The sequence below is a fragment of the Pseudomonas sp. C1C7 genome (assembly GCF_013359595.1).
In the GTDB taxonomy this organism is placed as follows: domain Bacteria; phylum Pseudomonadota; class Gammaproteobacteria; order Pseudomonadales; family Pseudomonadaceae; genus Aquipseudomonas.
This window is the reverse complement of sequence record NZ_JABFMP010000001.1, coordinates 127,984-149,600: the sequence shown is the minus strand read 5'-3', so window position 1 is coordinate 149,600 and position 21,617 is coordinate 127,984. Positions and strand designations below refer to the sequence as shown.

Here is a 21,617-nt window from a genome sequence, read left to right as displayed (position 1 = left end):
TTACACTTGTAGCTTGAAGCTTAAAACTTGCAGCTGCGAAGCCCTATAATGCGCGCCGGTTTTTGAGGTGATGGTCATGAGTACAGAAGATCCGCGGTTTGCTGGCATCGCCCGTTTGTACGGGATCGAAGGGCTGGAACGCCTGCGTGCGGCCCATGTGGCGATCGTCGGCGTCGGCGGCGTCGGTTCCTGGGCGGCGGAAGCCATGGCCCGCAGCGGAGTGGGCGAGATTTCCCTGTTTGACCTGGACGACGTCTGCGTCAGCAACGCCAACCGCCAGTTGCACGCACTGGACAGCACCGTCGGCAAACCCAAGGTCGAGGTCATGGCCGAGCGGCTGCGCGGGATCAACCCGGATTGCAAGGTGCATGCGGTCGCCGATTTCGTGACCCGCGACACCATGGCCGAGTACATCACGCCCAACATCGACTGCGTGATCGACTGCATCGACAGCGTCAACGCCAAGGCGGCGCTGATCGCCTGGTGCAAGCGGCGCAAGATCCAGATCATCACCACCGGCGGCGCGGGCGGGCAGATCGATCCGACGCTGATCCAGGTCTGCGACCTGAACCGCACCTTCAACGACCCGCTGGCCTCCAAAGTGCGCTCCACCTTGCGCCGTGACTACGGCTTCTCCCGCACCGTGACCCGCCATTACAGCGTGCCGTGCGTGTTCTCCACCGAACAGCTGCGCTACCCGAAACCGGACGGCAGCATCTGCTTGCAGAAGAGTTTTGTCGGAGATGGCGTGAAGCTGGACTGCGCCGGGGGATTTGGCGCGGTGATGATGGTCACGGCGACGTTCGGCATGGTCGCGGCGACCAAGGCTGTGGACAAGATCGTGGCGGGCGTGCGGCGGCCGGCGGATCGCATCAAACCCCAAACCTGACGCGGTTTCCCCTGTAGGAGCAGCCTTCGGCAGCTCCTACACGGGAATTTTGCAGGGATCAACCAGCCAGTTCACGCATCCGCTGAAGCACGGCGTTCAAGCCATTACTGCGCGACGGCGACAACTGCCGCGACAGCCCAAGCTGCTCGAACCACCCGGGCAAATCCACCTGCTGCAACTCGGCCGCCGACAATCCGTTGACCCGCGCCAGCAGCAACGCCACCAACCCACGAATCAACCGCGCATCGCTAACGGCCCGGAACTGCCAGTGGCCGTCCTGCAACTCGCCCACCAGCCACACCTGGCTCTCGCAGCCATGCACGCGGTTGGCGTCGACTTTATCCACATCACTCAACGCCGGCAGGCGCTCGCCCCATTGCATCAACAAGCGAGCCCGTTGTTCCCAGCCCGGCAGGTTCTGAAAGGCTTGCAGCGCAGCCACGGCGTCGGCAGGCAGGTTCATCGCAGCAGCTCCAGCGCCTGGTCCAGTGCGCTGAAGAAGCGTTCCAGATCTTCGGAATCGTTGTACAGCGCCAGCGACACCCGAATCGCCCCGGCCAGCTCGTAGCTTTTGAGCAGCGGCATGGCGCAGTGGTGACCGGCGCGGACGGCAATGCCTTGCTCGGTCAGCAGGTGCGCCAAATCCGAGTTATGCACACCCTCGACGGTAAAACTGGCCAGCGCCACTTGCGGCTTGCCCAGCAGGCGGACGCCCGTGCGAGATTGCAGGCCCTTGAGCAGGCAGTCATGCAGCGCCGCTTCATGGGCGCAAACGGCGTGCTGATCCAGATTGCTCAGGTAATCCAGGGTCGCGCCCAGGCCGATGACGCTGGAAACCGGCGGTGTGCCCGCCTCGAAACCCAGCGGCGCCGGACGAAAGCGTGCGTCCTGGTAGTTGGCGTCCAGCACCATCTCGCCGCCGAACTGCCAGGGACGCAGTTGCTGCAGGGCTTCGTTGCGCCCGAACAACACGCCCAGGCCATCGGGGCCGTAGAGCTTGTGACTGGAGAACACATAGAAATCGCAACCCAGCGCCTGCACGTCATGACGGCCATGGACCACGCCCTGGGCGCCATCGATGACGGTCAGCGCGCCATGGGCCTTGGCCATCGCCAGCAACGCGGGCAACGGCTGCCAGGCGCCAATCACATTGGACAACTGACTGACCGCCAGCAGGCGGGTGCGCGGGCCGATCAATTGGCTGGCCGCGTCGAGGTCGATCACACCAAAGGCATCCAGTGGCAGCACCACCAGTTTCAGGTCGCGACGATGGGCCAGTTGCTGCCAGGGCAGCAGGTTGGCGTGATGCTCCAGGGCGCTGATGACAATTTCATCGCCCGGTTGGAATAGAGATTCCAGGCCATAGGCCAGGAGGTTCAGCGCAGAGGTCGCGCCGTGGGTAAAGATGATCTGCCCGCTGTCACCGGCATTGAGCCATTGCGCGGCCTTGTGCCGGCTGTCTTCGAACGCCTGGGTGGCGTGGGCGCCCGGCAGGTGTTGCGCGCGATGCACGTTAGCGGCGCCATTGGCGTAGTAATGCGCCAGGGCGTCGAGCAGGGCTTGGGGTTTTTGCGTGGTGGCGGCGTTGTCCAGATAGGTCTGGGCTTGCCGTTGCAGTGCGGCGATGGCCGGAAAGTCGGCGCGCCAGGGGGAGAGAATCATCATGCTATCGGGCCCTGTCGAACATGGGCGGGGGATGCTTGACCCGTAGGAGCGAGGCTTGCCCGCGAAGGTTTTGGCGGCCGCACTGGCCTCTTCGCGAGCAAGCTCTGCTCCTACAGATAACGTGTGACGCTGCCCTTAGTTGTGAGCGTGCAGCGCTTCGTTCAGTTCGATGGCCGACTTGTGGGTCTTGCATTCCACGGCGCCGGTTTCCGAATTGCGGCGGAACAGCAGGTCGGTCTGACCGGCCAGCTCACGCGCCTTGACCACTTTGACCAGCTGGTTGTTCTCATCCAGCAGCGCCACCTTGGTGCCAGCGGTCACGTACAGGCCCGACTCAACCGTGTTGCGGTCGCCCAGCGGGATGCCGATACCGGCGTTGGCGCCGATCAGGCAGCCTTCGCCGACCTTGATCACGATGTTGCCGCCACCCGACAGGGTGCCCATGGTCGAGCAGCCGCCGCCCAGGTCCGAACCCTTGCCGACGAAGACGCCCGCCGAAACGCGGCCTTCGATCATGCCCGGGCCTTCGGTGCCGGCGTTGAAGTTGATGAAACCTTCGTGCATCACGGTGGTGCCCTCGCCCACGTAGGCGCCCAGGCGCAGACGCGCGGCGTCAGCGATACGCACGCCGGCCGGCACCACGTAGTCGGTCATTTTCGGGAACTTGTCCACCGAGAACACTTCCAGCAGCTCGCCGCGCAGGCGAGCTTCGAGTTGCAGTTCGGCCAGTTCGCTCAAATCAACGGCGCCCTGGCTGGTCCAGGCCACGTTCGGCAGCAACGGGAAGATACCGGCCAGGTTCAGGCCATGCGGCTTGACCAGACGGTGGGACAGCAGGTGCAGCTTGAGGTACGCCTCAGGGGTCGACGACAGCTGGGCGTCTTCGGCCAGCAGGGTGGCGACCAGCGGCTTGTGGCTCTCGGCCAGACGAGTCAGCAGGGCAGCTTGTGCGGCGTCGACACCTTTGACCACTTCAGCCAGTTGCGCGGCCTGGGCGTTGGTGAACGTGATGGCCTGGTTGCCTTCGCTGTAGCCCAGGATCGGGGCGATGGCCGCGACCAGTTCGGCCGACGGGTTGAGCAGTGGCTGTGCGTAGAACACTTCCAGCCAGGCGCCTTGACGGTTTTGAGTGCCGACACCGAAGGCCAGGCTGAACAGGGTAGTGGACATGTTGATACCTCTAACAAATTGAAACGGGCTGCTTACTTGAGCGCGGCCGCGTAGATATCTGGCTTGAAGCCAATCAGGGTTCGGTCACCGAGATCGAGCACCGGGCGCTTGATCATCGAAGGTTGTGCGAGCATCAGTTCGATGGCTTTCGACTGGTCGAGATCGGCTTTGCGTTCGTCATCGAGCTTGCGAAAGGTCGTGCCTGCACGGTTCAACACCGTTTCCCAGCCGTGCTCGTTGCACCATTGGGTCAGGTGTTCACGGTCGATGCCGACCGCCTTGTAATCATGAAAGTCATAGCTGACAGCGTGTTCATCGAGCCAGGTGCGCGCCTTCTTCATGGTGTCGCAGGCTTTGATACCGTAAAGCTGTAAGTGCTTGTTTTCATTGGGCATATTTCATTCCCCAAAATCTCCCCAATATTCCCACAAAACTCAGCCGTCGATTATGCCACGTCGATCCATTCCGCGCCTCGGCTGTCGCGGTACAGATCAGTCATGCTGGCCGAACGGTGACCGAGTAGTTTCTGTGCATCACGGCCTTCGACTTCGTGCAGACGTGCGGCGAGCGACCGTTGTTCATGGAAGGACGGTGGCTGCCGGCCAAAAGTTATCCCCAGCTTCGCGCCAGCCTTGTCACGAGCTTCGGCAAAAGCAGAGCTCAATGTGTCCAACACCACGGGCTGGCCAGCTTTGGCCCGCCCCGGGGCCTGCGCATGATGCACCAGGTGTTGTGACAGAACGCTATCGCGGCATTGTTTGACCACCTGAGCCAGCTCTAACCCGACCGACTCAAGCCGGATGCCGGTGCTGATCCGCAGCCGTGCGCCGGTTTTGGACTGCACTACGTGCAGGAAGCCGTCATGCACATCCTTGAAGAGCATCGAGGCGATATCGTCTCGGCGCTGGCCGGTGAGCACCGCCAGCTCCATTGCCCTGCGCAGCCACGGCTTCTCGGCTTCTTCGTATATTGCCTTCCACAGCTCCAGTGTCAGCCGCTCGCGCTTGATGTTCACCCGCGCCGCCTTGGTCACCTCGACCGGATTGGCGTCCACCCAGCCCCTGGCCATGGCTTCGACGAATACGTCTCGCAATAGCGAGCGCATTGCCCGGGCCATCTGCGCCTTTCCTTCTTTGGCCATTCCGGTCAGGTAGTCGGCCACATCCATCGTTGTGATGTCCTTGATCCCCTGCGAACCAAACACCGATTCCAGGCGGTTAATCCGCATGCCCACGTTTTTGTTGCTGCTGGCAGACAACTTGCGCTCTGCGAATAGATCACGGTATTCCACCAGCCATTCGGAGAACAGCTTGCCCGGCGCTGGCGCCGGGGTGCTGATCCGTTCGGTGAGGGTTGGCTTGATTGAGTCGGCGTGGTTCGCGGCGACGGCCTCACGAATGGCCGCCTCCTTATCTTTGCCCAGGCCGAACACGCGACCAGTGATCGGGTCGCGGTACGTGTAATAGGTGACGCCGTTGCGGGCGTCAGTCTTGCGGTAGAGATTAGGCGGAAGATCCTTTGACCCGATATTACGCGGCCTGGGCGCCATTGCGTGCTCTCTCTATTCTGCTGATCAGGCTGCCACCGACGATCCGGACGGGTTGCTGGTCAGGTTCCTGATAGTGGGCGTCGGATTCTACATAGTAGTTGCGACCGTGCTTGACCGGTACCGGAGCGATCCGGCCTTCTCGCGCCCATTTGCGCAGGGTGTTGGGGCTTGGCGGCGTTTTGAACTCGGCCGCCGCCCATTCATCCAGGGTGACTTTTGCCATGATGATGCTCCATGCCGCGCGTGGCGGTAGAAGGTGGTTATAGGTGTCGGAATTCTTTTCGTTGCTCGGGCGATTGCGCGGGGTAACCGAAGTAAAAGCGCCGTTTGCCGGTGTAGCCGCACTCGCTGCATCCCGACGATGGGCCGCAACCGCATCCACCCTCACATCCGCAGCCACACCCGCTACACGCCAATGTCACAACGCCTTCTTCCTCGACCTCGCCATCCTCGGTAATCCAGTATTTGCGCCGTCGATCAAGTCGGAACCCGGCCACCTTTTCGGCCTGCTCATATGTCGCAGGCTCGATTCGAAAGCCGTGTTCCGCACTTGGGTCTGCGACCGATCGCATAACTTTGGGCATGCAGAGTTCCTCGCCCGCCGTACACCGGCAGGCTCTTGTGTGGGGTAGGGGTTAGAGTTGTGGTGCGAGCAGGTCAGCAACCACTTCGCCGGTATCGTGGAAGTACCAGTCGCTGTCGGTCAGGTTGTTGATCATGAAAGCGGCAAAGCTGTCAGCTGACATGCGCCTCATGATCCGTTCAAACTTTGGCGGCGGTCCTTTCCAGGTTGGCTCTACGCCGACGAGGCGGGCGGCTGCCAGGTTATGGTGACCATCCAGTAGAACGCGGTAGTGCTTGCCGCGAATCTCCATGGTCACGGCCCTGACCACGAAGACCTTGAACGTGGCAGCCTTTCTGGCAATGACATCGCGGTTCAGATATCGCTGGCTGCTGATCAGCGGGGGCGAGCTCATGGCTTCCAACTCCTGCCCACGCGGAACACCATCATCAGGTTGTGATGGAGTGGCACTTTGAGGACGCTGTCGAAAAACTCGCCCTTTCCAGATATGAACCCAGTAGGCACCTTGGTTCCTCCGGTGCCGAATTCTCGCCAGCATTCTTCGCCGCCGTTCTTGTCCCAGTAGGCGCGCTCGCGTTTTGGAATCTCATCGTAGGTTTTTTCAAATACGGAGATATCCGGGATATCACAGATCCGGCGCCATGCCGGATGGCGCTTGCACCACTCAACGGCATGCTGAGAGGCTTGCGCGGCAGAGTAAAATTCTTTGGTGTTTTGTTCGGCCATCACTTCATCCCCTTGTAGCAGTACACGTAGGCGAACCAGGCGAGGGCGATCATGGCGTCACCCGTTTGAACTCGACGACCCAGACCCAGGGGTTGGCGCTCCAGGAGTCGGCGCCGTTGATGGACTCCCACAGCTCACGCCATGCTGCCGGGAACCAGTCGCGGTAATTCGGTGACACGTCATCACTGGCCAGTTCGGGCGGGCACTGAAGGCCTTCGGCGCGGATGTCTGCTCGGCTAATATCCTGCAGCCGCTCGACGCGCACGTCGGTGATCTCCAGCAGGATGCGGCTGGCCCAGCGCGGCATGTGGATAGAGGGGCGCCAACTGATCAGCACTTCTTCGCCTTCCCAGTCAGGGATGCCATCGGCCCGGTAGATGATTTCGCATTCCGCGCGCTCGTCCACCGGCACGGCCGCTTCGCGAAAGTCATTGATGAAGCAGGTCTCGCGCACCCACAGGCGGTCGCCGGACTTTCCGTAGGGGCAGGCGATCGGGTATTCCATGCCTTCGCTGTCGACTTCGGAATCACCGAACATGTTGTAGGGCCGCCAGCCTTTACCGTGGTCGAGCATGAGGAAGCCGTCTGCGTGCGCTTTTGCTGCCTTCACCGGCCGCCGCGTGACCGTCTTCCTGCCTTCCAGAATGGCGCGCACCATCGGGGCCGAGAACAGGATCGGCCGTTCCTTCGGTTGTGGTGAAATGGTCATCAGTAGTCCGTCCAGTTCAGCTGTTTGATGTAGTCGCCGCCCGAGCACAGGTGCTCGTCGTTGATCGCTTCAATGTCCTTGATGTCAGCGAGAACCGCTTTCGCACGCTCAAGGGCGAGTTCGGCGTGGCTGAGCTGGTGCCGCTTGCGAGCCCGGTAGGAGGCGAGAGCTTTTTCTTTCTCTGGGTAAGCAAATCGCCGCCACGAATCCTTCGATACCCGCTTCGCATCCTTGAAGGTCTTGCCTGTAGCAGCCTGCCGTGCACGCGCCCAACCTTCCGAGCCTTCGGGAACGATCCAGTAGCAGTGTTCGCTTTCCCGGATCACAACGTATTTTCGGCAGACGATCGTCACGCCTTCCGGACCGATGGAGTCGACGTAGCGAAAGTGATCTGGCCCTGTGTGCTTCTTTTCTTCAGACATGACTTCGTCCTTGCCGCTATAGCGGCTGACTTTGAAGGGGGGGAGTTACCGCGGGGTGTTCGGCTTTATCGCCAGGCCCTTTACGGCCTCGCTGTAGATGAATTTGATTTTGTCCCACGGGATCATGTGCCGCTGGCCGTATTCTCCCTCGCCGTCGCAGATCTCACAGCCTTCCATGGGTTCTTCATGTTCGCGACATTCGGGGCATTCAGTCGTGACTTCCAGCCTGAACTCACCAAGCAGCAGGTCTTTGGCGCCGTTCTCGGCAGTCAGCCTGGTCGGCATGAGGCAGTAGCCGGCGGGCACGGTCAGCTCATCAATTCGCTGATCCGCTGCGTTCAGGCGCAGCTGCAGGGCGTCACGCTCGGCGGTGAGTCGTGCAACCTCGCCCGCATCTAGGCGGGTATAGAGAGGCTCTACGCTGACACGAAACGATTTGTCGTAGTCGACATCAGGCAATCCGAAAACAAACTCTGAGCTTTCATAGGATGACAGGGCGCGATGGGAGCCTGACTCGTAATGCATCGTGTGCAGATAGCCTGCCGGCTCAGCCACAGATTGCGGCGCAACAGGCGCTGAGGCGAGCATGGCGGCGTAGATTGGGCATGCGCCATTTGTTTTAAGCGCCGCTACAAGCATCTCCCGGGTGGGCTCAACCGGTACCAGCTTCCATTGATTGTTCATCCTGCAATCTCCATCGATACCAGATCATGGGCATTCACAACCGTCATGCCGAGCTCGCGGGCAATGTGCACTTCGAGCCGGGCGCCTTTTGAGTTTTCCCAGCCGGGCAGCACTGCCACCATTCCGCACAGGCCCAGGCGGGTCAGGTCGTAGGCCATGTAGTCGGCCCAATCGGCATTCTCGACGACGCCGTGCTCGGCCGGGTTCTCGACCAGGTAGCCCCGGGCGCGCAGGTCGGCGGCCATCTTGTTGAAGGCGGGGAAGTTGAAGTCTTCGAAGCCGGTCATGGGCCCGGCCAGATACAGACGGTTGGCGCGGGTGGCGGCGAGGGTGACGCCACCTTTGGCCAACTGCGCGCCGCGGTTCATGCCCATCGCATAGGCCTGGTCCTGGAACGCAATGAGCTGATCCGAAAAGCGTTCGGAGTGCTGCTGATGCAGGTTCTCGATGGCGTGGCGATCATCCGGGTGGTTGCGGCTTTCTGTGAGCATGCGGCGTCCTATCCGGGGCATTCCCGGCCAGTGGAAGGTGGATTTGGAATCAGCTAAATTTCAGCGATTACGGGCTGGAGGGTCACGATGAGCTGCTACATCTGCGGTAGGAGCGTTGCGCCAATATTGCTGCCGGACAGTGAGGAGTATTCGTGCCCTGACTGTGGGCACTACCGTATTACCGGGGCAGCGATTGAATTGCTTCAACAGCACGTCTGGAAGTTTGATGTTTATCTGGTACGGCGCTGGATAGCGGATCAACAGGGCAGCGGCACCACCCCGCTAATCGATGCCAATATTGCAGCCAGGCTTATGTATTATTAGCCGCTGCCACGCCGCTAAATCAGTTGGTTTATGCGTGCTGGACGTCCTATGCCGGGGCATGCCCGGGCGGTGGAGGGTGGGTTATGCGGCTGCTTTCAGCGCTTCGATGATTCGCTGGCCAGCCAGTGGCGGCACCGCATTGCCGGCCATGTGCATGGTCAGCCGGTGATTGTCCGGTCGCTTCGTGTCGGCGGGGAACGACATGGCTGCCAAAGCCTCATTCGCGGACAGCATCCTCATCTCGTTGCCGCGTACCAGTGCCCAGCGGTCAAGGGTGGTGATGGTGCCGATCGGGCGGTTGATGTCTCGTCCGGTCAGCCCCGAGCCTTTGCCGTAGTAGGGCATGATGAAGTGATCGCCGAAGCGTTCCCGCCCGTTGCGCACTCGGTCCAAGGTGGCCTGGGCCCGGCCTGGTTTCTCGATGGGTGACCACTTACCTGCATCGAATTCGAGGAAGCTGGCGGCGGGCACATGCTGGCGCCGATGCAGCTCGAGCATCAGCGGCGACTTGCTTCTGGTGCAGACCAGGAACAGGCGGACACGGTGCTGGGGCACGCCGAGATCTGCGCAGTCGACGAGATGGGGCGCGATCATGTAGCCCAAGGCGGCCATGGCCTGCGACCACGCCGGGTACAGTGCCCAGTCCGTAAATTCTTCGACATTTTCCACCAGCACTACTTCCGGCCGATGAAACTCGGCGGCCGACACCACAGCCCACGCTGTCGAGCGGGATGCGTCGTGCTGCGCGTTGCCGGACTTCTTGCCGCGGGCTTTCGAGTGACCCTGGCAGCACGGTGAAGCCAGCATGATGTCGTGGGATGGAACCTTCGACCAATCCGCCTGGTGCAGGTCTTGGCAGATGTGGATCGCTTCCGGGTGATTGGCGCTGTGCCACTCAACGGCTACCGGCCAGTGGTTGGCGGCCCAGATAACGTCGATGCCGGCATTGCGGGCACCGGTGGACCATCCGCCGAGGCCGGCGAACAAATCGATTGCTGTGGGCATGGTGAGTCCTCGGCGCTATGATCAAAAAACCATGGATCAATGAGTCGCGGTAATGAATAAGGAAGTACTTAAAGGGGCGTTTACACAGGGCAATATTTTTTTATACAAATGTCCTCATTGTTATAACGGTGTATTGCGACTGTCGGGCGAGTTCAACTCCCAAGAAACCGAGGCGTCGAAGGTTCAGCATGGAGAGGAATGGTGGGATCATGAATATGTTGTATTGATATTTAACTGCACCCTGAAATGTTCGACATGTAATGAGCTGGTATTTATGGTCGGAAATGGTGTTGTGGATATCGACCATGATATCGATGAGGACGGGGGGTGGGTGAGCACTTGGACGACTTTCTATAGTCCGACATATTTTCACCCGCCACTTCAATTGATTGATTATGCGGCCAACTCCCCGCATGAGGTGATAACACCGCTGGCTACGGCGTCTTCCTTGTATTTCACAAGCCCGGCAGCCTGTTGCAATAGTGTTCGTGTCGCTGCTGAATTAATACTGACAAAGCTCGGCATTCCAGATAAAAAAGATGACAAGCCAATATATTTTAGCAATCGTATAAATTTGCTTCCCGAAGATCAGAAGTCTACAAAAGAGCTGTTTAACGCTATTAGATGGATCGGCAATCATGGCAGCCATCCGGGAAGTGAAATTGAGTTCGAAGATGCTTTGCATGCTCTTGAAATTATGGAGTTTCTTTTGGAGGAAATTTATGGTGACAAGAGAAAGCAGCTCAAGGAGTTGGCTGCCGCGATTAATGATCGTAAAGGGCCAGTCAGTAGGCTCCATAGATTAGGGCTTGGATAAAATCGGAACTCAATTGGCTGGCGTGAATGGGTTAAGTGGGGTATTTGTGTTCGGCCCGGCATGGAGCCGGAAAGGAGAAATGATGTCTTACAGCTATGCAGCAGAGAAGTTTGCCTCTGCCCGCTCGGTGTTGATGCTTCCTCACCCACAAGGTGAGGATCAGTCAATCGCTACAGCTTTTTTCGAATGTCGTCAGGGCTTGGATCGATTCGACAGATCACTGTTTGACGAGAGCTCAAGCATATGGATCAAGCAGCTCGATCAGTTGATGAAGACAGATGGGCTCGAGGATCCGCATAGAGAAGGGTTGTTCCTCATTAAGGCCCGCCAGCTTTCCATCGACGACCAGCTCCAGCTTTCCACGGTAGTGGATGAGCTGCAATGTTGGTTCAGTCGCCGGAAAGACTGAATTCGCGTGCATTCGCCGAATGTGAAAGTTTGGCGAGCGCAGCTCAGGCGCGCCGAACCTTGAAGTGAAGCATCGCCCTGATGCTGTGGCAGTAATCCTGAAGCCGCTCATAGGCCTTGTATTTGGCCTGGCTTCGGGTGGCTGCCCATACCCGCACCAGATCTTCGCGGGCTTCCCGGTTCCACTCGAGATCTTCCCAGTCATGCTTGAACGGCAGGACTAGCCACTCTTTCAGCGGCAGCGTCTCGGCCATCTCGCCGTACTGCATTTCGTGTGTCGGGTGGTAGTTGCTGATCCGCTTCTTCGGGTCTTCGTCCAGCACCACGCCGATGTAGTGGCCGCGATCCGCCAGGATGACACCGGGCTTTCCGTAGGCGATAACGCGGCGGCCTACTTCGGCGGGCACCTGATAGTGCTGCCGGACGTATGCGCAGTTGTGGCTCATGGTGTTCTCCAATGCAGGCGCCGCCCTCCGTGACCGGTGGTGGCAATTTGGTTTGGGTTGGGGTATTACGGGGTGACCGGCATGGGGCCGGATCAAGGAGCGAAAGTGGCTAAACTCATAATGACCAACATCCGAATGATCGATACAGATGTCGGCGTGTCCCTGCGTAAGGGTTCAAATCTCGAGGTTGAAATGGACGACGTTGTGATGACGCGCGGCCGTACTCTCTTCGAGGAGCGGGATACCCCAAGTCTCGCTCAAAGCCTAGGCCTTCCTGAGGACACCCCTGCAGAGGAAGTAGTCAGAGTGATTCGTGCGCTGCAGGTCATCCCAAATGAGCAAACGTCTGAGCGCATAGAGGCCCTGAAAGGTTCAAGCATTTGGACCTACATTGAGAGATCAGCCAATGCAGCAACTGTGATTGAGGGGTTGTTCGCCGTAGCGGCCTATGCTGCGACTATCGGCTAACTCATTTGTATCGCCGTGCGCTTTCTATTCTTCGCCCCTATCTAGCCGCGCCTGAGTTCGACCTGCTTCTTCCAACTGCTGCGACTGCTTTTCGGTTGTTACGAATTTCGGTCGTGACATGTTTGCGAAGCGGTCAGAGTCTTCGGCGGGCGCGGCGGCCAGGTTAATCAAAAACGTCGACACCGTTTCCTGCCATTCATCGAAGCCGTGGCGCTCGCCAAGGACTTGCAACGCGTCATCGAGCGCTTTCGAAACAATCAGCGTGCGCTTCTCGGCGCCGATCCGCTCGAGCAACGCCTTCTCCTTGGCGCGCTTGTCTTTCTGCAATTCTGCGTTGCTCTTGGCCATGGCCTACCTCTTCTATTCCACTGGCCGGAATATCCAGCCAGGTCTGTCGTCGGCGCTGGCGCACCTGGTTGTTGATGCGCCTCACGGTGGCCCCGGGAATTTGATGTCGTTCTCGCGGGCGATGAGTCTGGCGCGCTTGGTTTCCATGCCCATTTCTTTGGCTGCCTGAATGACCGTCATGCCGGCGTCGGCCAGTTCCTTGAGTCGAGGTGCCTGCTTGTTGCGCTCGATGCGCAGCTTGTTGCTGTGCGAGGTGCCGAAGATCAGATCCTTGACCCCGGTAACGCCCGGGGCAATTTCCTGCACGGACTTGCCGGCGCCGAAGTAGTGATCCAGCTGCTGGTTCAGGGTGGCGATGATTGAGTCGCGGGGGTTGGGCATTGGCTGGCCGATCATTTCCGTTCACCCGACAGTGCGACCTTGATGCCGTCGGCGCGAGCCTCGAGTACCTGGGCGAAGTTGATGGCGTCTTTCCACGTCCAGCGAAAGCCCTTCACCTTGCCGGTGGAGCGCTCGACGATATGGAAGGCGTTGCCCTTCGATTGAACCTGGAAGCGAATCTCTGGCACAGGCTGCTCCTTGCCGATCATGGAGTAGAACTCGGCGGTGGCGACGATTGCGCGAGTACGCAAGGCTTCGAGCCCGGCGGCGCGTTGCTGCATCAGTTGGTGCATGGCTGATCCCTCGGTGTGGGTTGCGTGTATTCGTCAGCACTCGGGACCGCCTGCTGGCTGCCGTTGGGCGCAGGGGAGAGTGCTGACGGATAAAGGCGGGGCAAAAGAAAGGCCCGTTGGACGTTCGGGCCTTTCACAGATGCAGTGATTTCGGGTCATGGTCTATTTCATGGCGGTAGCCCTCGGTGGGAGTGGAAAAACTATTCCGGAAAGGTGCAATTTCTTTCCGGTCCTATGCAGGGGGCCGCATTGCGCGGTGCAGGATCGTCCGCATCGGAGTGTGATCGTGAGGGCTGGGCAATCGACCCCTATACCGGGCGTCGAGGTGGCCACCCCGCTGTTTGCTTGCAGCTCATCCGATCACACTCCGATGCGGCCTGGTGCTGGGGAGTACCAGGGCCTCGGGCAGTTATCGTCAGGCTGACGTGGCGCTGGTTGTTCAGGGTGGTGCTGGCGTAATGCCGCTGCTAATCTCGGATCCAGGTGAAATCAGAGGCTGTAGCCATGGATCCGAAGAACCTTGCCGTATTGATGAAGCTGAAGAACGCTATGGAAATGGCAAGCCCATCTCCAACTCGAACGCCCTATGTAGAACCCAAGCCACCGGAATCGAAAACTGGATGGCTCGTCAAAAACTGTCGCTTTTGTAAAACAACCAAGTTCAGTTATAGAGCTGACTGGGTAAACCCTCCCATCATGTGTGAAGGATGTCGCAATGAGCGGAAGACCCGTTACAAGCCGGGCGAAGGTGACACTCTTTACGCCAAGACCCAGGTGTTTCATGGTGGCGCGCCGGGTGGAGGGCGACATAAATGACGGAGACGCACGCTGAGCTAATTAATCGACTCAAGCGAGTGCTCAAAAAAATGCAGCGCGATCTGGCAGATATGCCACCAGGTAAGGGCGGCGGTCTTTTCCTTGAAATTCAAGCCATGGAACAACGTATCAAGCGCGAAGAAATCCATTCCCTTTCCGGCTTTAGAACTCCGAGGCGACCTGTTCCAGGCGGGGCGCCTGGGTCAAATCGCCGCAAATAATGCTCTCCACATACCCCTGCGACAGGATTATGTGGAGAGCATCCTGCCCGCTGTTAGCGGACAGGTAATCTCTACTCCTTGCATAGGCCAACGGTCGCTTTCCCGTCGATGTCTTTCGGCGCGACACGGGGTCAAGGCCCCAAAGCCAAACGCTTACTCATCACCGCGCAGCCTCGCCAGCTACGCCCTCCGAATGAGGTCTCCTATGCCCAGCGCCGACATGAGATCGAATCGCTGCGTACCGTTGCGCGGTACGTCCGCTGGCTATGCATCGGCCAGCTCGGCGTCCATCAGATTGTTAAAGAGCGGCGCGGCTTTCGCTGCTGGCGCCCTGTTCGCTGGCGTTGAGGTAAATTTAGCCATGAGCTAAAGATCAGTCAATAGCTTGAAGCTAAATAATTTAGCGTTGGGTGAAATATTTCATTCGGTGGGTCAATTGGCAGGAAATTTCTGAACGGTCTTTACGCCTGTATTAGCATCAAGCTAATATTCCTAAATACTGTACGTACATCCAGTTATCAAGGAGTGACCGATGGCAAGCCCCCAGAAGAAAAAGCCGCAAGAGTCAAAGCCAATGTCGGGAGTTGAGCGCCTGACCATCAGGGTTTCGAACATGATCAACCACCCAATAGCTCAGGATCGGAAGTGGGCGACGATCCATCGGCTCGATACCGACGGAGATAGGGAATGGGATGAGGTGATGAGCGCTCTCGCCGAAGTGGACAGTATCGAAATGACCTTCAACGACGAGGACGAGTCCGTCACTCTTAGATGGGAAGCCCCAGCGGATGAAGATCCGCGCGTTGAGGCTCATGAAGAATTTGATGCGGTGGAAGAGCTGACTCCTTTCTGACGGGCGAAAAAAGCCCGCTCAATGGCGGGCTTTGACCTGGGCGGTCCGTCAGGCTTTTCTGGCATTCCAGATCAGCAGGACCTTAGCATGAATGGTCACATCGTCGATCCGAGCTGTCTGGTTTTCATAGAGAGGATTGTCAGAGATCAGACGGTAATTTTCTTCGTCCAGGCGCATAACCCGCTTGATATAAAGCTCGTTGTGCCAGGTCAATACGTAGATTCCCTCGCCGATAAAATCCCTTACGCCCTTATCAACAATGACCAAATCCTTGTCATTAATGGTGCCTTCCATGCTTTGGCCCCACCCGTTGATCATTCCTAGAGATGTCTTGGACGTGTAGGTGATGCCTTTCTCGCGCAAGATTTCTTCACGCACCACTAGATTTCGAACAACCTCCGTGTATTCAGGCGGGACCTGCCCGTGGCCCATTGCTGCACGAATGTCGTATTGGGGAATGACGATCTCTTCGTTGGTAGGACGCAGTGTTGCGAGACTCGCAGATAGTTGATGGGACACGCCATCATCTGGTTCCTCAGCGGCAGCGACAATCCGGTCCCGCGCCTCCGTCGTGAGGCCCTTTACCTTTGCGAGCATCAATTTCACTTGATCAGCGGCTGATGAATTTGGCTCAGCCGTGGGCGCGACACTGATTTCATTCGAAGGACTGATCGACTCATCAGTGTTCGGTAGAGAGTCAAACCAGCCGCGCGGCAACTTCTCAACCAACTCAATTCGGCGAGCAACATCGTCGCCCAAGTTCTTGGCGGTCTTATCCGAAAGGATTTGACTGAGATGTGCAGGCGCCATCCCCCAGCGCTCGGCGCAGGCGCCTTTCTTTTGATCGCCGATCAGTGTGATCAGTTGGCGCTTGCGAATCGCATAGATATCCATGCGGGCAAGAATGCCATTCTTTAGCTCAATGCTAAATGTGCCCACAGCTAAATATTCCTTGCTCTGATATTAGCCCTAAGCTAAATTTCTTCTACGTTTAGGAGAATCCCTATGAATGACCACTTGCGCGATTGGCTCGCCAACGCTACCGCCGACCGACGTCAAGCCGTTGCTGACGCTGCGAAGACGACTGTCGGACACCTTTGGCAGCTTGCTGGCGGTCATCGCAAAGCTTCTGCCGATCTTGCCGAGCGTCTTCAGGACGCTTCAGAAGGCGAGATCACCATCGCAGGACTACGGCCCGACCTTGTAGATCTCGCTCACAAGGTACTTCGCGGCGCGGCCTGATCTTTATCCCTGAGAAACATTTTGCAACCTGTGGTGGCAAGCAGCCACTGAAACAAAACAGAGGTTTTACGAATGGACGAATTTCTGCGGGCTTGCCAAAGCGCGGTCCTGGACAACGAAGCGAAGGTACTGGCCGGTCAGATGGGTGTCCCGCACGTCAGCCTGCTGCAGCGTGCCAACCCTGACAACGATGCCCATCACCTGACCATCGAGCACCTGTTCGGAATCCTCCTGCACACCGGCGATATGCGTCCGCTCGCCGCCTTGGCTGATCAGTTCGGTTTCGACCTGGTGAAAAAGGAAGCTCCGGCGCCGAAGGCACTCACGGCTTCGATGATGAACGTCGGAAAAGAGATCGCGGATCTGACCCTGGCTGTGCACAGCGCGCTTGATGACGGCCGCGTTACCCAAATCGAGAAGCAGGCTATCCGGAAAGAAATCGATCACGTGCGCCACGAACTGAGCGTGATGGAAGAGTCGGTAAAGGTCGCCTGAAACGCAGGCACAAAAAAGCCGGGCTGCAACCCGGCTTCTTCAACAGCAAAACACAAAACACTTGAGGGGCCATTATGAACACGATCGCTACCCCCGGCAATACCCGTCATGTCGCGACACTTTTCCGTCAAGAGAAAAACGTGTCGCGACACACCATGTCGTCTCGCGAGATTGCCGAGCTCACCGGCAGCACGCACGACAATGTTCTGAAAACCATCCGCGCTTACGTCGCCAAGGGTGTCGTTTCTTCAAACGACACCCCCTATGTCCATGCGCAGAACGGTCAGGTCTATCGTGAGTTCCTGCTTTCCCAGCGCGACACCCTGGTGGTCGTCTCCGGATACAGCGTCGAGCTGCGCGCCAAGATCATCGATCGCTGGCAGGAACTGGAGGCGAGGGCGGATCAATTCCAGATCCCGGCGACCTATGCCGAAGCACTACAAGCTGCTGCTGATCAGGCAAAGGAAAACCAGTCGCTTCGTTTGGTGATCCTGGACCAAGAACCGAAGGTCGCAGCGATCAAACGACTCGCCTCTGCCGGCGGAGCGATCTGCATCAGCGATGCCGCCAAACAACTACAGGTGCCGCCCTCGAAGCTATTCAAATGGCTTGAAAAGAACCGGTGGATCTTCCATCGCGGCGGCTCCAAGCGTTGGACTGCCTACCAACCGCGAATCACTTCCGGCTACCTGGTCCACAAGGTCACCGCACTGAAAAGCGACCCTGAGACCGGTGCAGACCGCGCTGCCTTCCAGCCTCTCGTAACACCGAAAGGCCTTGCCTACCTGGCCGAAAAGAATATCGGAGCCTCGCTGTGAGTGTTCAAGCAATGTCCTGGGCGCTCTCTCTGCCCACCGAATCACTGAAAGACTCCAGCGCGCGTCACGTGCTGCTGTGCCTTGCCAACTATGCCGGCTCCAACGGCGCTGGCGCCTTTCCATCCGCCTCGACACTGGCGCAAGACACCGGTCTTTCCGAACGCACCGTGCGCTACAAGCTGGACGATCTGGAGAAGTCCGGTCTGATCCAGAAGGGCAATCAAGCCATTGCCGCCGTCCACATCGATCGTCATGACCGCCGCCCAGTCGTTTACGACCTTCAGCTAGCGCGGGGTGCAAATCCTGCACCCCGTACAAAACGGGGTGCAGATGACGCAACGGGGTGCAACTCACAACAGAACGGGGTGCAGCCTGGAACAGAACGGGGTGCAGAATCTGCACCCAATCCATCACTTAACCATCAGGTAACCGAAGAGCAGCTGCAGCGCGAGTTGGCTGACGAAATCGAGCTGCAAGAGCAGGCCGCTGCCGAATGCCCAGCGGCAAACCAACGCTTCGCCATGTTTGCCGCCTGGGTTCCTCCGACCAAGGCTTTGTCCGACCAGATTGCAATCGCAGGGCTACCCGCTGACTGCGTTCCCGACGAAGCCATCCGCAAGTTCAAAGGGTTCCACTGCGCCAAGCCGAACACCCTGGATTCCGCTGCCGGCTGGTGCTACCGCTTGGTGCAGTGGGTTAAGCGTGAGCGCGTTCAGGCCGCTGGGCGCGGACAAGAGCCCGACTTCAACGACACAAGCTGGGGCGATGACCTGGGAGGTCTGTGATGAAACCTGTTTCGAGCATGTTGCAAACGCTACCCAACGTCCCATCCGCTGAAGTTGTTCCGCTCAAGGCCGATACCGGGACCGTGCAGGTGATCAACGCCCTGTTCCGCGAGCTGATGGCGATCTTCCCCGCATGGAAACAGGCGTGGCCGGATCAGGAGGCGATCAACGCCGCCAAGGCGACGTGGACCAAGGCCTTCATGGCCGAACGCATCACGAAAATCGAGCAGATCCGCTTCGGCATCGAGCAGTGCCGGAAGGTCGGCTCTGACTTTGCGCCGAGCGTCGGCAAGTTCATTGGCCTGTGCCAGCCCACACCGGAAATGCTTGGCATCCCTCCACTCGAGGCCGCGTTCCGCGAAGCATGCCGCAATGCTCACCCATCGATGGCTGGCCAAGCCACCTGGTCCCACGACGCGGTATGGCACACGGCGAAAGAGGCGGGGTTCGAAAACCTTAACCGCCTCGAAACCTCTTTGGCCAAGAAGCTGTTCGAGCGCAATTACGTGATCACGGTTCGCCGCCTGGTTGATGGTCTGCCTCTGCAAAAAATGCCCTTGGCGCTTCCTGCTCGAGCGGAAGGGCGCCGTACCCCCGAAGTCGGAAACAAGGCCTTGGCCGAATTACGCGCCCGTCGCGCCGGAGCAATCCAATGAGTGCACTCGCAAAACAGGTTTCTGGCGGCCATTACAAGTCGCTCAAGATCCAGCCGATCGAATACATCCATGCCAATGGCATCCCCTTCGCCGAAGGCAGTGTGATCAAGTACGTCACCCGCTGGCGCGACAAGGGCGGCATCGCCGATCTGGAGAAGGCCAAGCACTTCCTTGAGTTGCTGATCGAGCTCGAACAGAAGGCGAGGGACCCAGAATGAAGGTCGCCTCCAAGAAACTCCGCGCCTCGGCCAACGGCCAGGACTGCACTGTCCGCATCCACGGCACCTGCAACTTCGACCCTTCTACCACTGTGCTCGCACATTTGCCGTGCGGGCAGAAGGGCATGGGCATGAAGGGATTCGATACCGTCGCGGTGTACGCCTGCAGCGCCTGCCACGACGTCATTGACGGCCGCGCCGGCGGTGAAGTGGATTGGTCGGACATGCCGCGTGCGATTGCCGAAACACATGAGGCCTTGATCCGGGCCGGTATTCTCGCCGTGAAGGGGGCAGCATGAGCGAAATCTTGGTTCACCTCTGGTTCGCCTTTCTGCTCGTCACCTTCGGCGGCTGCATCGAGGGCATTCGCCGGTTGAGCCGTCGCGAGCGGCTGGTGCGGGGTAACGGCAAGTGAAAATGTCGAGCCCGAAGTTGTTCAAACTGAAGACCGCCCGGGCCAAGCCAGTTGATCGCGAAGGCCTGGAGCAGGCCGCGCTGATGACCGAGCTTCGCATCTGCCTTCCGGAAGTGGCCGACCTGATTTACCACGTCCCGAACGGTGGGCACCGGGTCAAGGCGGTTGCTGCGAAGTTGAAAGCCCAGGGCGTGAAGGCCGGTGTTCTGGACCTGGTCCTGCCGATGGCGCGCGGTGGCTACTTCGGCCTGTACATCGAATTCAAAGCCACACCGCCGCACGATGCCGCCGTCTCGGACAGCCAGCACACGTGGATTCGCAAGCTTAGCGCCCAGGGCTACCTCGCCATTGTCTGCCGTGGCCACTTCGACGCAATGGAGCAGATCCGCGCCTACTTGCGGCTTGCTCCTACAGTGGTGGCCGCATGAGTAAGACGCGCGCTGTGAAGTTCACCGACGCCGAGATCCGCCGGCAGGCTGCCGACCCGGTCGTGCACGACCTGCGCGATCCGCGTCACCCCGGCCTGTACCTGCGTTTCGGCCAGGATCGGCAGCGCGGGTCCTGGTATCTGGTCAAGGGCAAAGCGTGGAAGCAGATCGCGCGCTATCCGGAGCTGGGCGCGGCCGCGGTGCTGGCCGAACTGCCGGCGTTACGTCAGCGCTTGCTGCGCGATCCGTCCGCTGCCATTGCCCTGGGCGGGCTCGCCACTGTGGGCCAGTTGCTGGAATGGTACGGCGAACGCATGGCCCGCGACCGCTCGCTGTCGGCCAAGCGCAAGACCGGCGCCAAGTCGGCCATCGCCTGCCACCTGAAACCCCGGCTGGACGATCTGCCGATTCGCGAGCTGACCGCTCCGGAGCTGGACAAGCTGCTGATGTGGCCGGCGCAGGAAGTGCTGTCGCTGTCCTATGTCCGCCAGTTGTTCGGGCTGCTGGTGGTCGCGTTCCGCCAGGCGCACAAGCTGGGCCTGATCGACAGCAACCCGATGGCTGCGCTGAAGTTCGTCGACTTCACCAAAGCCCGGATCATGCCCAAGCCTGCCCGGCTGCGCGGTGTGCACCTGGTCGACGTGGTGCCCATGCTGGCTGGCCATTTCAATTCAAGCCCGGGCGAAGCCATGCTGGCCTTGATGATGCTGTGCCACGGGACTCGCGTCGGCGAAACGCGGGTCGCGCGCTGGTCTGACATCTCCCTGGCCGATGCCGAGTGGTTCATTCCCGCCGAGCACACCAAGACCCGTACCGAGCATCGCCTGCCGTTGACCGCTCAGGCGAAGGCGCTGCTCACGCGGTACCGCGCGATGCAGATCGCCCAGGGCTACGAGGGCATCTACCTGTTCCCGTCGCGCCGTGGTCGTGCCCTGAGTGAGGGGCAGGCCAGCGCCGTGTTCACCCGCCTCGGACAGGGTGAGTGGACCAGCCACGACCTGCGCAAGGTGGCCCGCACCGCCTGGACCGATCTGGGCATCGACGGCCATATCGGCGAGATGCTGCTCAATCATTCGCTGGGCAAGATCGCTTCGACCTACATCAATACCCAGGCCCGCCAGCAGCGTCTGGCCGCCTTGGTGAAGTGGCACAACTGGTTAGATGAGCGCGGCTTCAAGGCGATCCACAACCTGACAGACGCCCAATATGAAGATTCGCAAAACCCAGCGCAGGCCACGAACGACGCGGGCTGCAAGGCAGATTCAAACATTGTTAATGGCGAGGTTTAAAAA

General features: G+C 59.2%; 35 protein-coding genes. 17 read left to right on the top strand and 18 right to left on the bottom strand.

Features of this window, described 5'->3' with window-relative positions; translation table 11 throughout:
• Positions 1-76: 76 nt before the first annotated feature.
• Entirely contained in the window at positions 77-889 is an 813-nt protein-coding gene (gene tcdA / locus HNO86_RS00840) for a tRNA cyclic N6-threonylcarbamoyladenosine(37) synthase TcdA (protein WP_175375132.1), read from the top strand.
• 58 nt (positions 890-947) lie between these two features.
• Here tcdA and HNO86_RS00835 read toward each other — a convergent pair whose 3' ends face one another.
• The 12 genes from HNO86_RS00835 to HNO86_RS00780 form a co-directional block, all read right to left on the bottom strand.
• On the bottom strand, positions 948-1,352 hold the full coding sequence (locus HNO86_RS00835) for a SufE family protein (protein WP_175375131.1): 405 nt from the start codon (positions 1,350-1,352) through the stop codon (positions 948-950).
• Positions 1,349-2,554 (bottom strand): aminotransferase class V-fold PLP-dependent enzyme, encoded by a 1,206-nt coding sequence (locus HNO86_RS00830; protein WP_175375130.1) that lies wholly within the window; start codon positions 2,552-2,554, stop codon positions 1,349-1,351. Before HNO86_RS00830 ends, HNO86_RS00835 begins: the two co-directional genes overlap by 4 nt.
• A 135-nt stretch (positions 2,555-2,689) precedes the next feature.
• A complete protein-coding gene (gene dapD / locus HNO86_RS00825; RefSeq protein ID WP_175375129.1) occupies positions 2,690-3,724 on the bottom strand; it encodes a 2,3,4,5-tetrahydropyridine-2,6-dicarboxylate N-succinyltransferase in 1,035 nt (344 codons plus the stop codon).
• Between the two features lie 32 nt (positions 3,725-3,756).
• Positions 3,757-4,119 carry an ArsC family reductase gene (locus HNO86_RS00820; protein ID WP_175375128.1) on the bottom strand — a complete coding sequence of 121 codons (363 nt, stop codon included), beginning with the start codon at positions 4,117-4,119 and terminating at the stop codon, positions 3,757-3,759.
• Positions 4,120-4,169: 50 nt separating this feature from the next.
• Positions 4,170-5,273, bottom strand: a complete 1,104-nt coding sequence (locus HNO86_RS00815; protein WP_175375127.1) for a phage integrase Arm DNA-binding domain-containing protein — start codon at positions 5,271-5,273, stop codon at positions 4,170-4,172.
• Positions 5,254-5,496 (bottom strand): excisionase, encoded by a 243-nt coding sequence (locus HNO86_RS00810; protein ID WP_028619149.1) that lies wholly within the window; start codon positions 5,494-5,496, stop codon positions 5,254-5,256. The genes HNO86_RS00815 and HNO86_RS00810 overlap by 20 nt, the downstream gene beginning before the upstream one ends.
• Positions 5,497-5,908: 412 nt before the next feature.
• Complete coding sequence (locus HNO86_RS00805) at positions 5,909-6,250, bottom strand: hypothetical protein (RefSeq protein ID WP_175375126.1); 342 nt, start codon at positions 6,248-6,250, stop codon at positions 5,909-5,911.
• A complete protein-coding gene (locus HNO86_RS00800; RefSeq protein ID WP_175375125.1) occupies positions 6,247-6,582 on the bottom strand; it encodes a hypothetical protein in 336 nt (111 codons plus the stop codon). The genes HNO86_RS00805 and HNO86_RS00800 overlap by 4 nt, the downstream gene beginning before the upstream one ends.
• Before the next feature lie 49 nt (positions 6,583-6,631).
• Positions 6,632-7,291, bottom strand: a complete 660-nt coding sequence (locus HNO86_RS00795) for a hypothetical protein (protein WP_175375124.1) — start codon at positions 7,289-7,291, stop codon at positions 6,632-6,634.
• Positions 7,291-7,713: a hypothetical protein gene (locus tag HNO86_RS00790; RefSeq protein WP_175375123.1), complete on the bottom strand. Its 423-nt coding sequence runs from the start codon at positions 7,711-7,713 to the stop codon at positions 7,291-7,293. Before HNO86_RS00790 ends, HNO86_RS00795 begins: the two co-directional genes overlap by 1 nt.
• Before the next feature lie 45 nt (positions 7,714-7,758).
• Positions 7,759-8,397 (bottom strand): hypothetical protein, encoded by a 639-nt coding sequence (locus HNO86_RS00785; protein WP_175374990.1) that lies wholly within the window; start codon positions 8,395-8,397, stop codon positions 7,759-7,761.
• The gene (locus tag HNO86_RS00780) at positions 8,394-8,888 is read right to left on the bottom strand and encodes a DUF4406 domain-containing protein (protein WP_175375122.1); all 495 of its coding nucleotides are present in this window, start codon (positions 8,886-8,888) and stop codon (positions 8,394-8,396) included. Before HNO86_RS00780 ends, HNO86_RS00785 begins: the two co-directional genes overlap by 4 nt.
• 87 nt (positions 8,889-8,975) lie before the next feature.
• Here HNO86_RS00780 and HNO86_RS00775 point away from each other — a divergent pair, with 87 nt between their 5' ends.
• Positions 8,976-9,212 carry a hypothetical protein gene (locus HNO86_RS00775; RefSeq protein ID WP_175375121.1) on the top strand — a complete coding sequence of 79 codons (237 nt, stop codon included), beginning with the start codon at positions 8,976-8,978 and terminating at the stop codon, positions 9,210-9,212.
• A gap of 81 nt (positions 9,213-9,293) precedes the next feature.
• On the opposite strand, the gene HNO86_RS00770 is transcribed toward HNO86_RS00775, so the two are convergent.
• Positions 9,294-10,217: a DNA cytosine methyltransferase gene (locus HNO86_RS00770; protein WP_175375120.1), complete on the bottom strand. Its 924-nt coding sequence runs from the start codon at positions 10,215-10,217 to the stop codon at positions 9,294-9,296.
• A gap of 52 nt (positions 10,218-10,269) precedes the next feature.
• Here HNO86_RS00770 and HNO86_RS00765 point away from each other — a divergent pair, with 52 nt between their 5' ends.
• Positions 10,270-11,034, top strand: a complete 765-nt coding sequence (locus tag HNO86_RS00765; protein WP_175375119.1) for a DUF4145 domain-containing protein — start codon at positions 10,270-10,272, stop codon at positions 11,032-11,034.
• Positions 11,027-11,443 carry a hypothetical protein gene (locus tag HNO86_RS00760; RefSeq protein ID WP_175375118.1) on the top strand — a complete coding sequence of 139 codons (417 nt, stop codon included), beginning with the start codon at positions 11,027-11,029 and terminating at the stop codon, positions 11,441-11,443. The genes HNO86_RS00765 and HNO86_RS00760 overlap by 8 nt, the downstream gene beginning before the upstream one ends.
• Before the next feature lie 43 nt (positions 11,444-11,486).
• On the opposite strand, the gene HNO86_RS00755 is transcribed toward HNO86_RS00760, so the two are convergent.
• Entirely contained in the window at positions 11,487-11,888 is a 402-nt protein-coding gene (locus HNO86_RS00755; protein ID WP_175375117.1) for a hypothetical protein, read from the bottom strand.
• 105 nt (positions 11,889-11,993) lie between these two features.
• Here HNO86_RS00755 and HNO86_RS00750 point away from each other — a divergent pair, with 105 nt between their 5' ends.
• Positions 11,994-12,356 carry a hypothetical protein gene (locus HNO86_RS00750; RefSeq protein ID WP_175375116.1) on the top strand — a complete coding sequence of 121 codons (363 nt, stop codon included), beginning with the start codon at positions 11,994-11,996 and terminating at the stop codon, positions 12,354-12,356.
• A 24-nt stretch (positions 12,357-12,380) separates the two neighbouring features.
• On the opposite strand, the gene HNO86_RS00745 is transcribed toward HNO86_RS00750, so the two are convergent.
• The 3 genes from HNO86_RS00745 to HNO86_RS00735 all read right to left on the bottom strand — a co-directional run bounded on the left by HNO86_RS00745 (position 12,381) and on the right by HNO86_RS00735 (position 13,378).
• Positions 12,381-12,704 carry a hypothetical protein gene (locus HNO86_RS00745; RefSeq protein ID WP_175375115.1) on the bottom strand — a complete coding sequence of 108 codons (324 nt, stop codon included), beginning with the start codon at positions 12,702-12,704 and terminating at the stop codon, positions 12,381-12,383.
• Between the two features lie 81 nt (positions 12,705-12,785).
• Positions 12,786-13,100, bottom strand: coding sequence for a hypothetical protein (locus tag HNO86_RS00740; protein ID WP_175375114.1), 315 nt, complete (start codon positions 13,098-13,100; stop codon positions 12,786-12,788).
• Positions 13,097-13,378, bottom strand: a complete 282-nt coding sequence (locus tag HNO86_RS00735; protein WP_175375113.1) for a hypothetical protein — start codon at positions 13,376-13,378, stop codon at positions 13,097-13,099. Before HNO86_RS00735 ends, HNO86_RS00740 begins: the two co-directional genes overlap by 4 nt.
• Before the next feature lie 504 nt (positions 13,379-13,882).
• Here HNO86_RS00735 and HNO86_RS00730 point away from each other — a divergent pair.
• The 3 genes from HNO86_RS00730 (at position 13,883) to HNO86_RS00720 (ending at position 15,268) form a co-directional block, all read left to right on the top strand.
• Entirely contained in the window at positions 13,883-14,194 is a 312-nt protein-coding gene (locus HNO86_RS00730; RefSeq protein WP_175375112.1) for a hypothetical protein, read from the top strand.
• Positions 14,191-14,415, top strand: a complete 225-nt coding sequence (locus HNO86_RS00725) for a hypothetical protein (protein WP_175375111.1) — start codon at positions 14,191-14,193, stop codon at positions 14,413-14,415. The genes HNO86_RS00730 and HNO86_RS00725 overlap by 4 nt, the downstream gene beginning before the upstream one ends.
• Positions 14,416-14,947: 532 nt before the next feature.
• On the top strand, positions 14,948-15,268 hold the full coding sequence (locus HNO86_RS00720) for a DUF1654 domain-containing protein (RefSeq protein ID WP_175375110.1): 321 nt from the start codon (positions 14,948-14,950) through the stop codon (positions 15,266-15,268).
• A 48-nt stretch (positions 15,269-15,316) separates the two neighbouring features.
• Here HNO86_RS00720 and HNO86_RS00715 read toward each other — a convergent pair whose 3' ends face one another.
• Positions 15,317-16,162 carry a S24 family peptidase gene (locus HNO86_RS00715; RefSeq protein ID WP_175375289.1) on the bottom strand — a complete coding sequence of 282 codons (846 nt, stop codon included), beginning with the start codon at positions 16,160-16,162 and terminating at the stop codon, positions 15,317-15,319.
• 111 nt (positions 16,163-16,273) lie between these two features.
• Between HNO86_RS00715 and HNO86_RS00710 the strand changes: the two genes are divergently transcribed.
• From HNO86_RS00710 to HNO86_RS00670, 9 genes are all read left to right on the top strand, one after another.
• A complete protein-coding gene (locus HNO86_RS00710) occupies positions 16,274-16,510 on the top strand; it encodes a hypothetical protein (protein WP_175375109.1) in 237 nt (78 codons plus the stop codon).
• Between the two features lie 72 nt (positions 16,511-16,582).
• Positions 16,583-17,005 (top strand): phage regulatory CII family protein, encoded by a 423-nt coding sequence (locus HNO86_RS00705; RefSeq protein ID WP_175375108.1) that lies wholly within the window; start codon positions 16,583-16,585, stop codon positions 17,003-17,005.
• Between the two features lie 74 nt (positions 17,006-17,079).
• Positions 17,080-17,823: a phage antirepressor KilAC domain-containing protein gene (locus HNO86_RS00700; RefSeq protein ID WP_372242501.1), complete on the top strand. Its 744-nt coding sequence runs from the start codon at positions 17,080-17,082 to the stop codon at positions 17,821-17,823.
• An 11-nt stretch (positions 17,824-17,834) separates the two neighbouring features.
• Positions 17,835-18,608, top strand: coding sequence for a helix-turn-helix domain-containing protein (locus HNO86_RS00695; RefSeq protein ID WP_175375287.1), 774 nt, complete (start codon positions 17,835-17,837; stop codon positions 18,606-18,608).
• Positions 18,608-19,264 (top strand): replication protein P, encoded by a 657-nt coding sequence (locus tag HNO86_RS00690; protein ID WP_175375107.1) that lies wholly within the window; start codon positions 18,608-18,610, stop codon positions 19,262-19,264. The genes HNO86_RS00695 and HNO86_RS00690 overlap by 1 nt, the downstream gene beginning before the upstream one ends.
• Positions 19,261-19,482 (top strand): DUF3310 domain-containing protein, encoded by a 222-nt coding sequence (locus tag HNO86_RS00685; RefSeq protein ID WP_020799046.1) that lies wholly within the window; start codon positions 19,261-19,263, stop codon positions 19,480-19,482. Before HNO86_RS00690 ends, HNO86_RS00685 begins: the two co-directional genes overlap by 4 nt.
• Positions 19,479-19,781 carry a nuclease domain-containing protein gene (locus HNO86_RS00680; RefSeq protein ID WP_175375106.1) on the top strand — a complete coding sequence of 101 codons (303 nt, stop codon included), beginning with the start codon at positions 19,479-19,481 and terminating at the stop codon, positions 19,779-19,781. The genes HNO86_RS00685 and HNO86_RS00680 overlap by 4 nt, the downstream gene beginning before the upstream one ends.
• Before the next feature lie 118 nt (positions 19,782-19,899).
• Complete coding sequence (locus HNO86_RS00675) at positions 19,900-20,325, top strand: VRR-NUC domain-containing protein (RefSeq protein WP_175375105.1); 426 nt, start codon at positions 19,900-19,902, stop codon at positions 20,323-20,325.
• Positions 20,322-21,614: a site-specific integrase gene (locus HNO86_RS00670; RefSeq protein WP_175375104.1), complete on the top strand. Its 1,293-nt coding sequence runs from the start codon at positions 20,322-20,324 to the stop codon at positions 21,612-21,614. The genes HNO86_RS00675 and HNO86_RS00670 overlap by 4 nt, the downstream gene beginning before the upstream one ends.
• Positions 21,615-21,617: the final 3 nt, after the last annotated feature.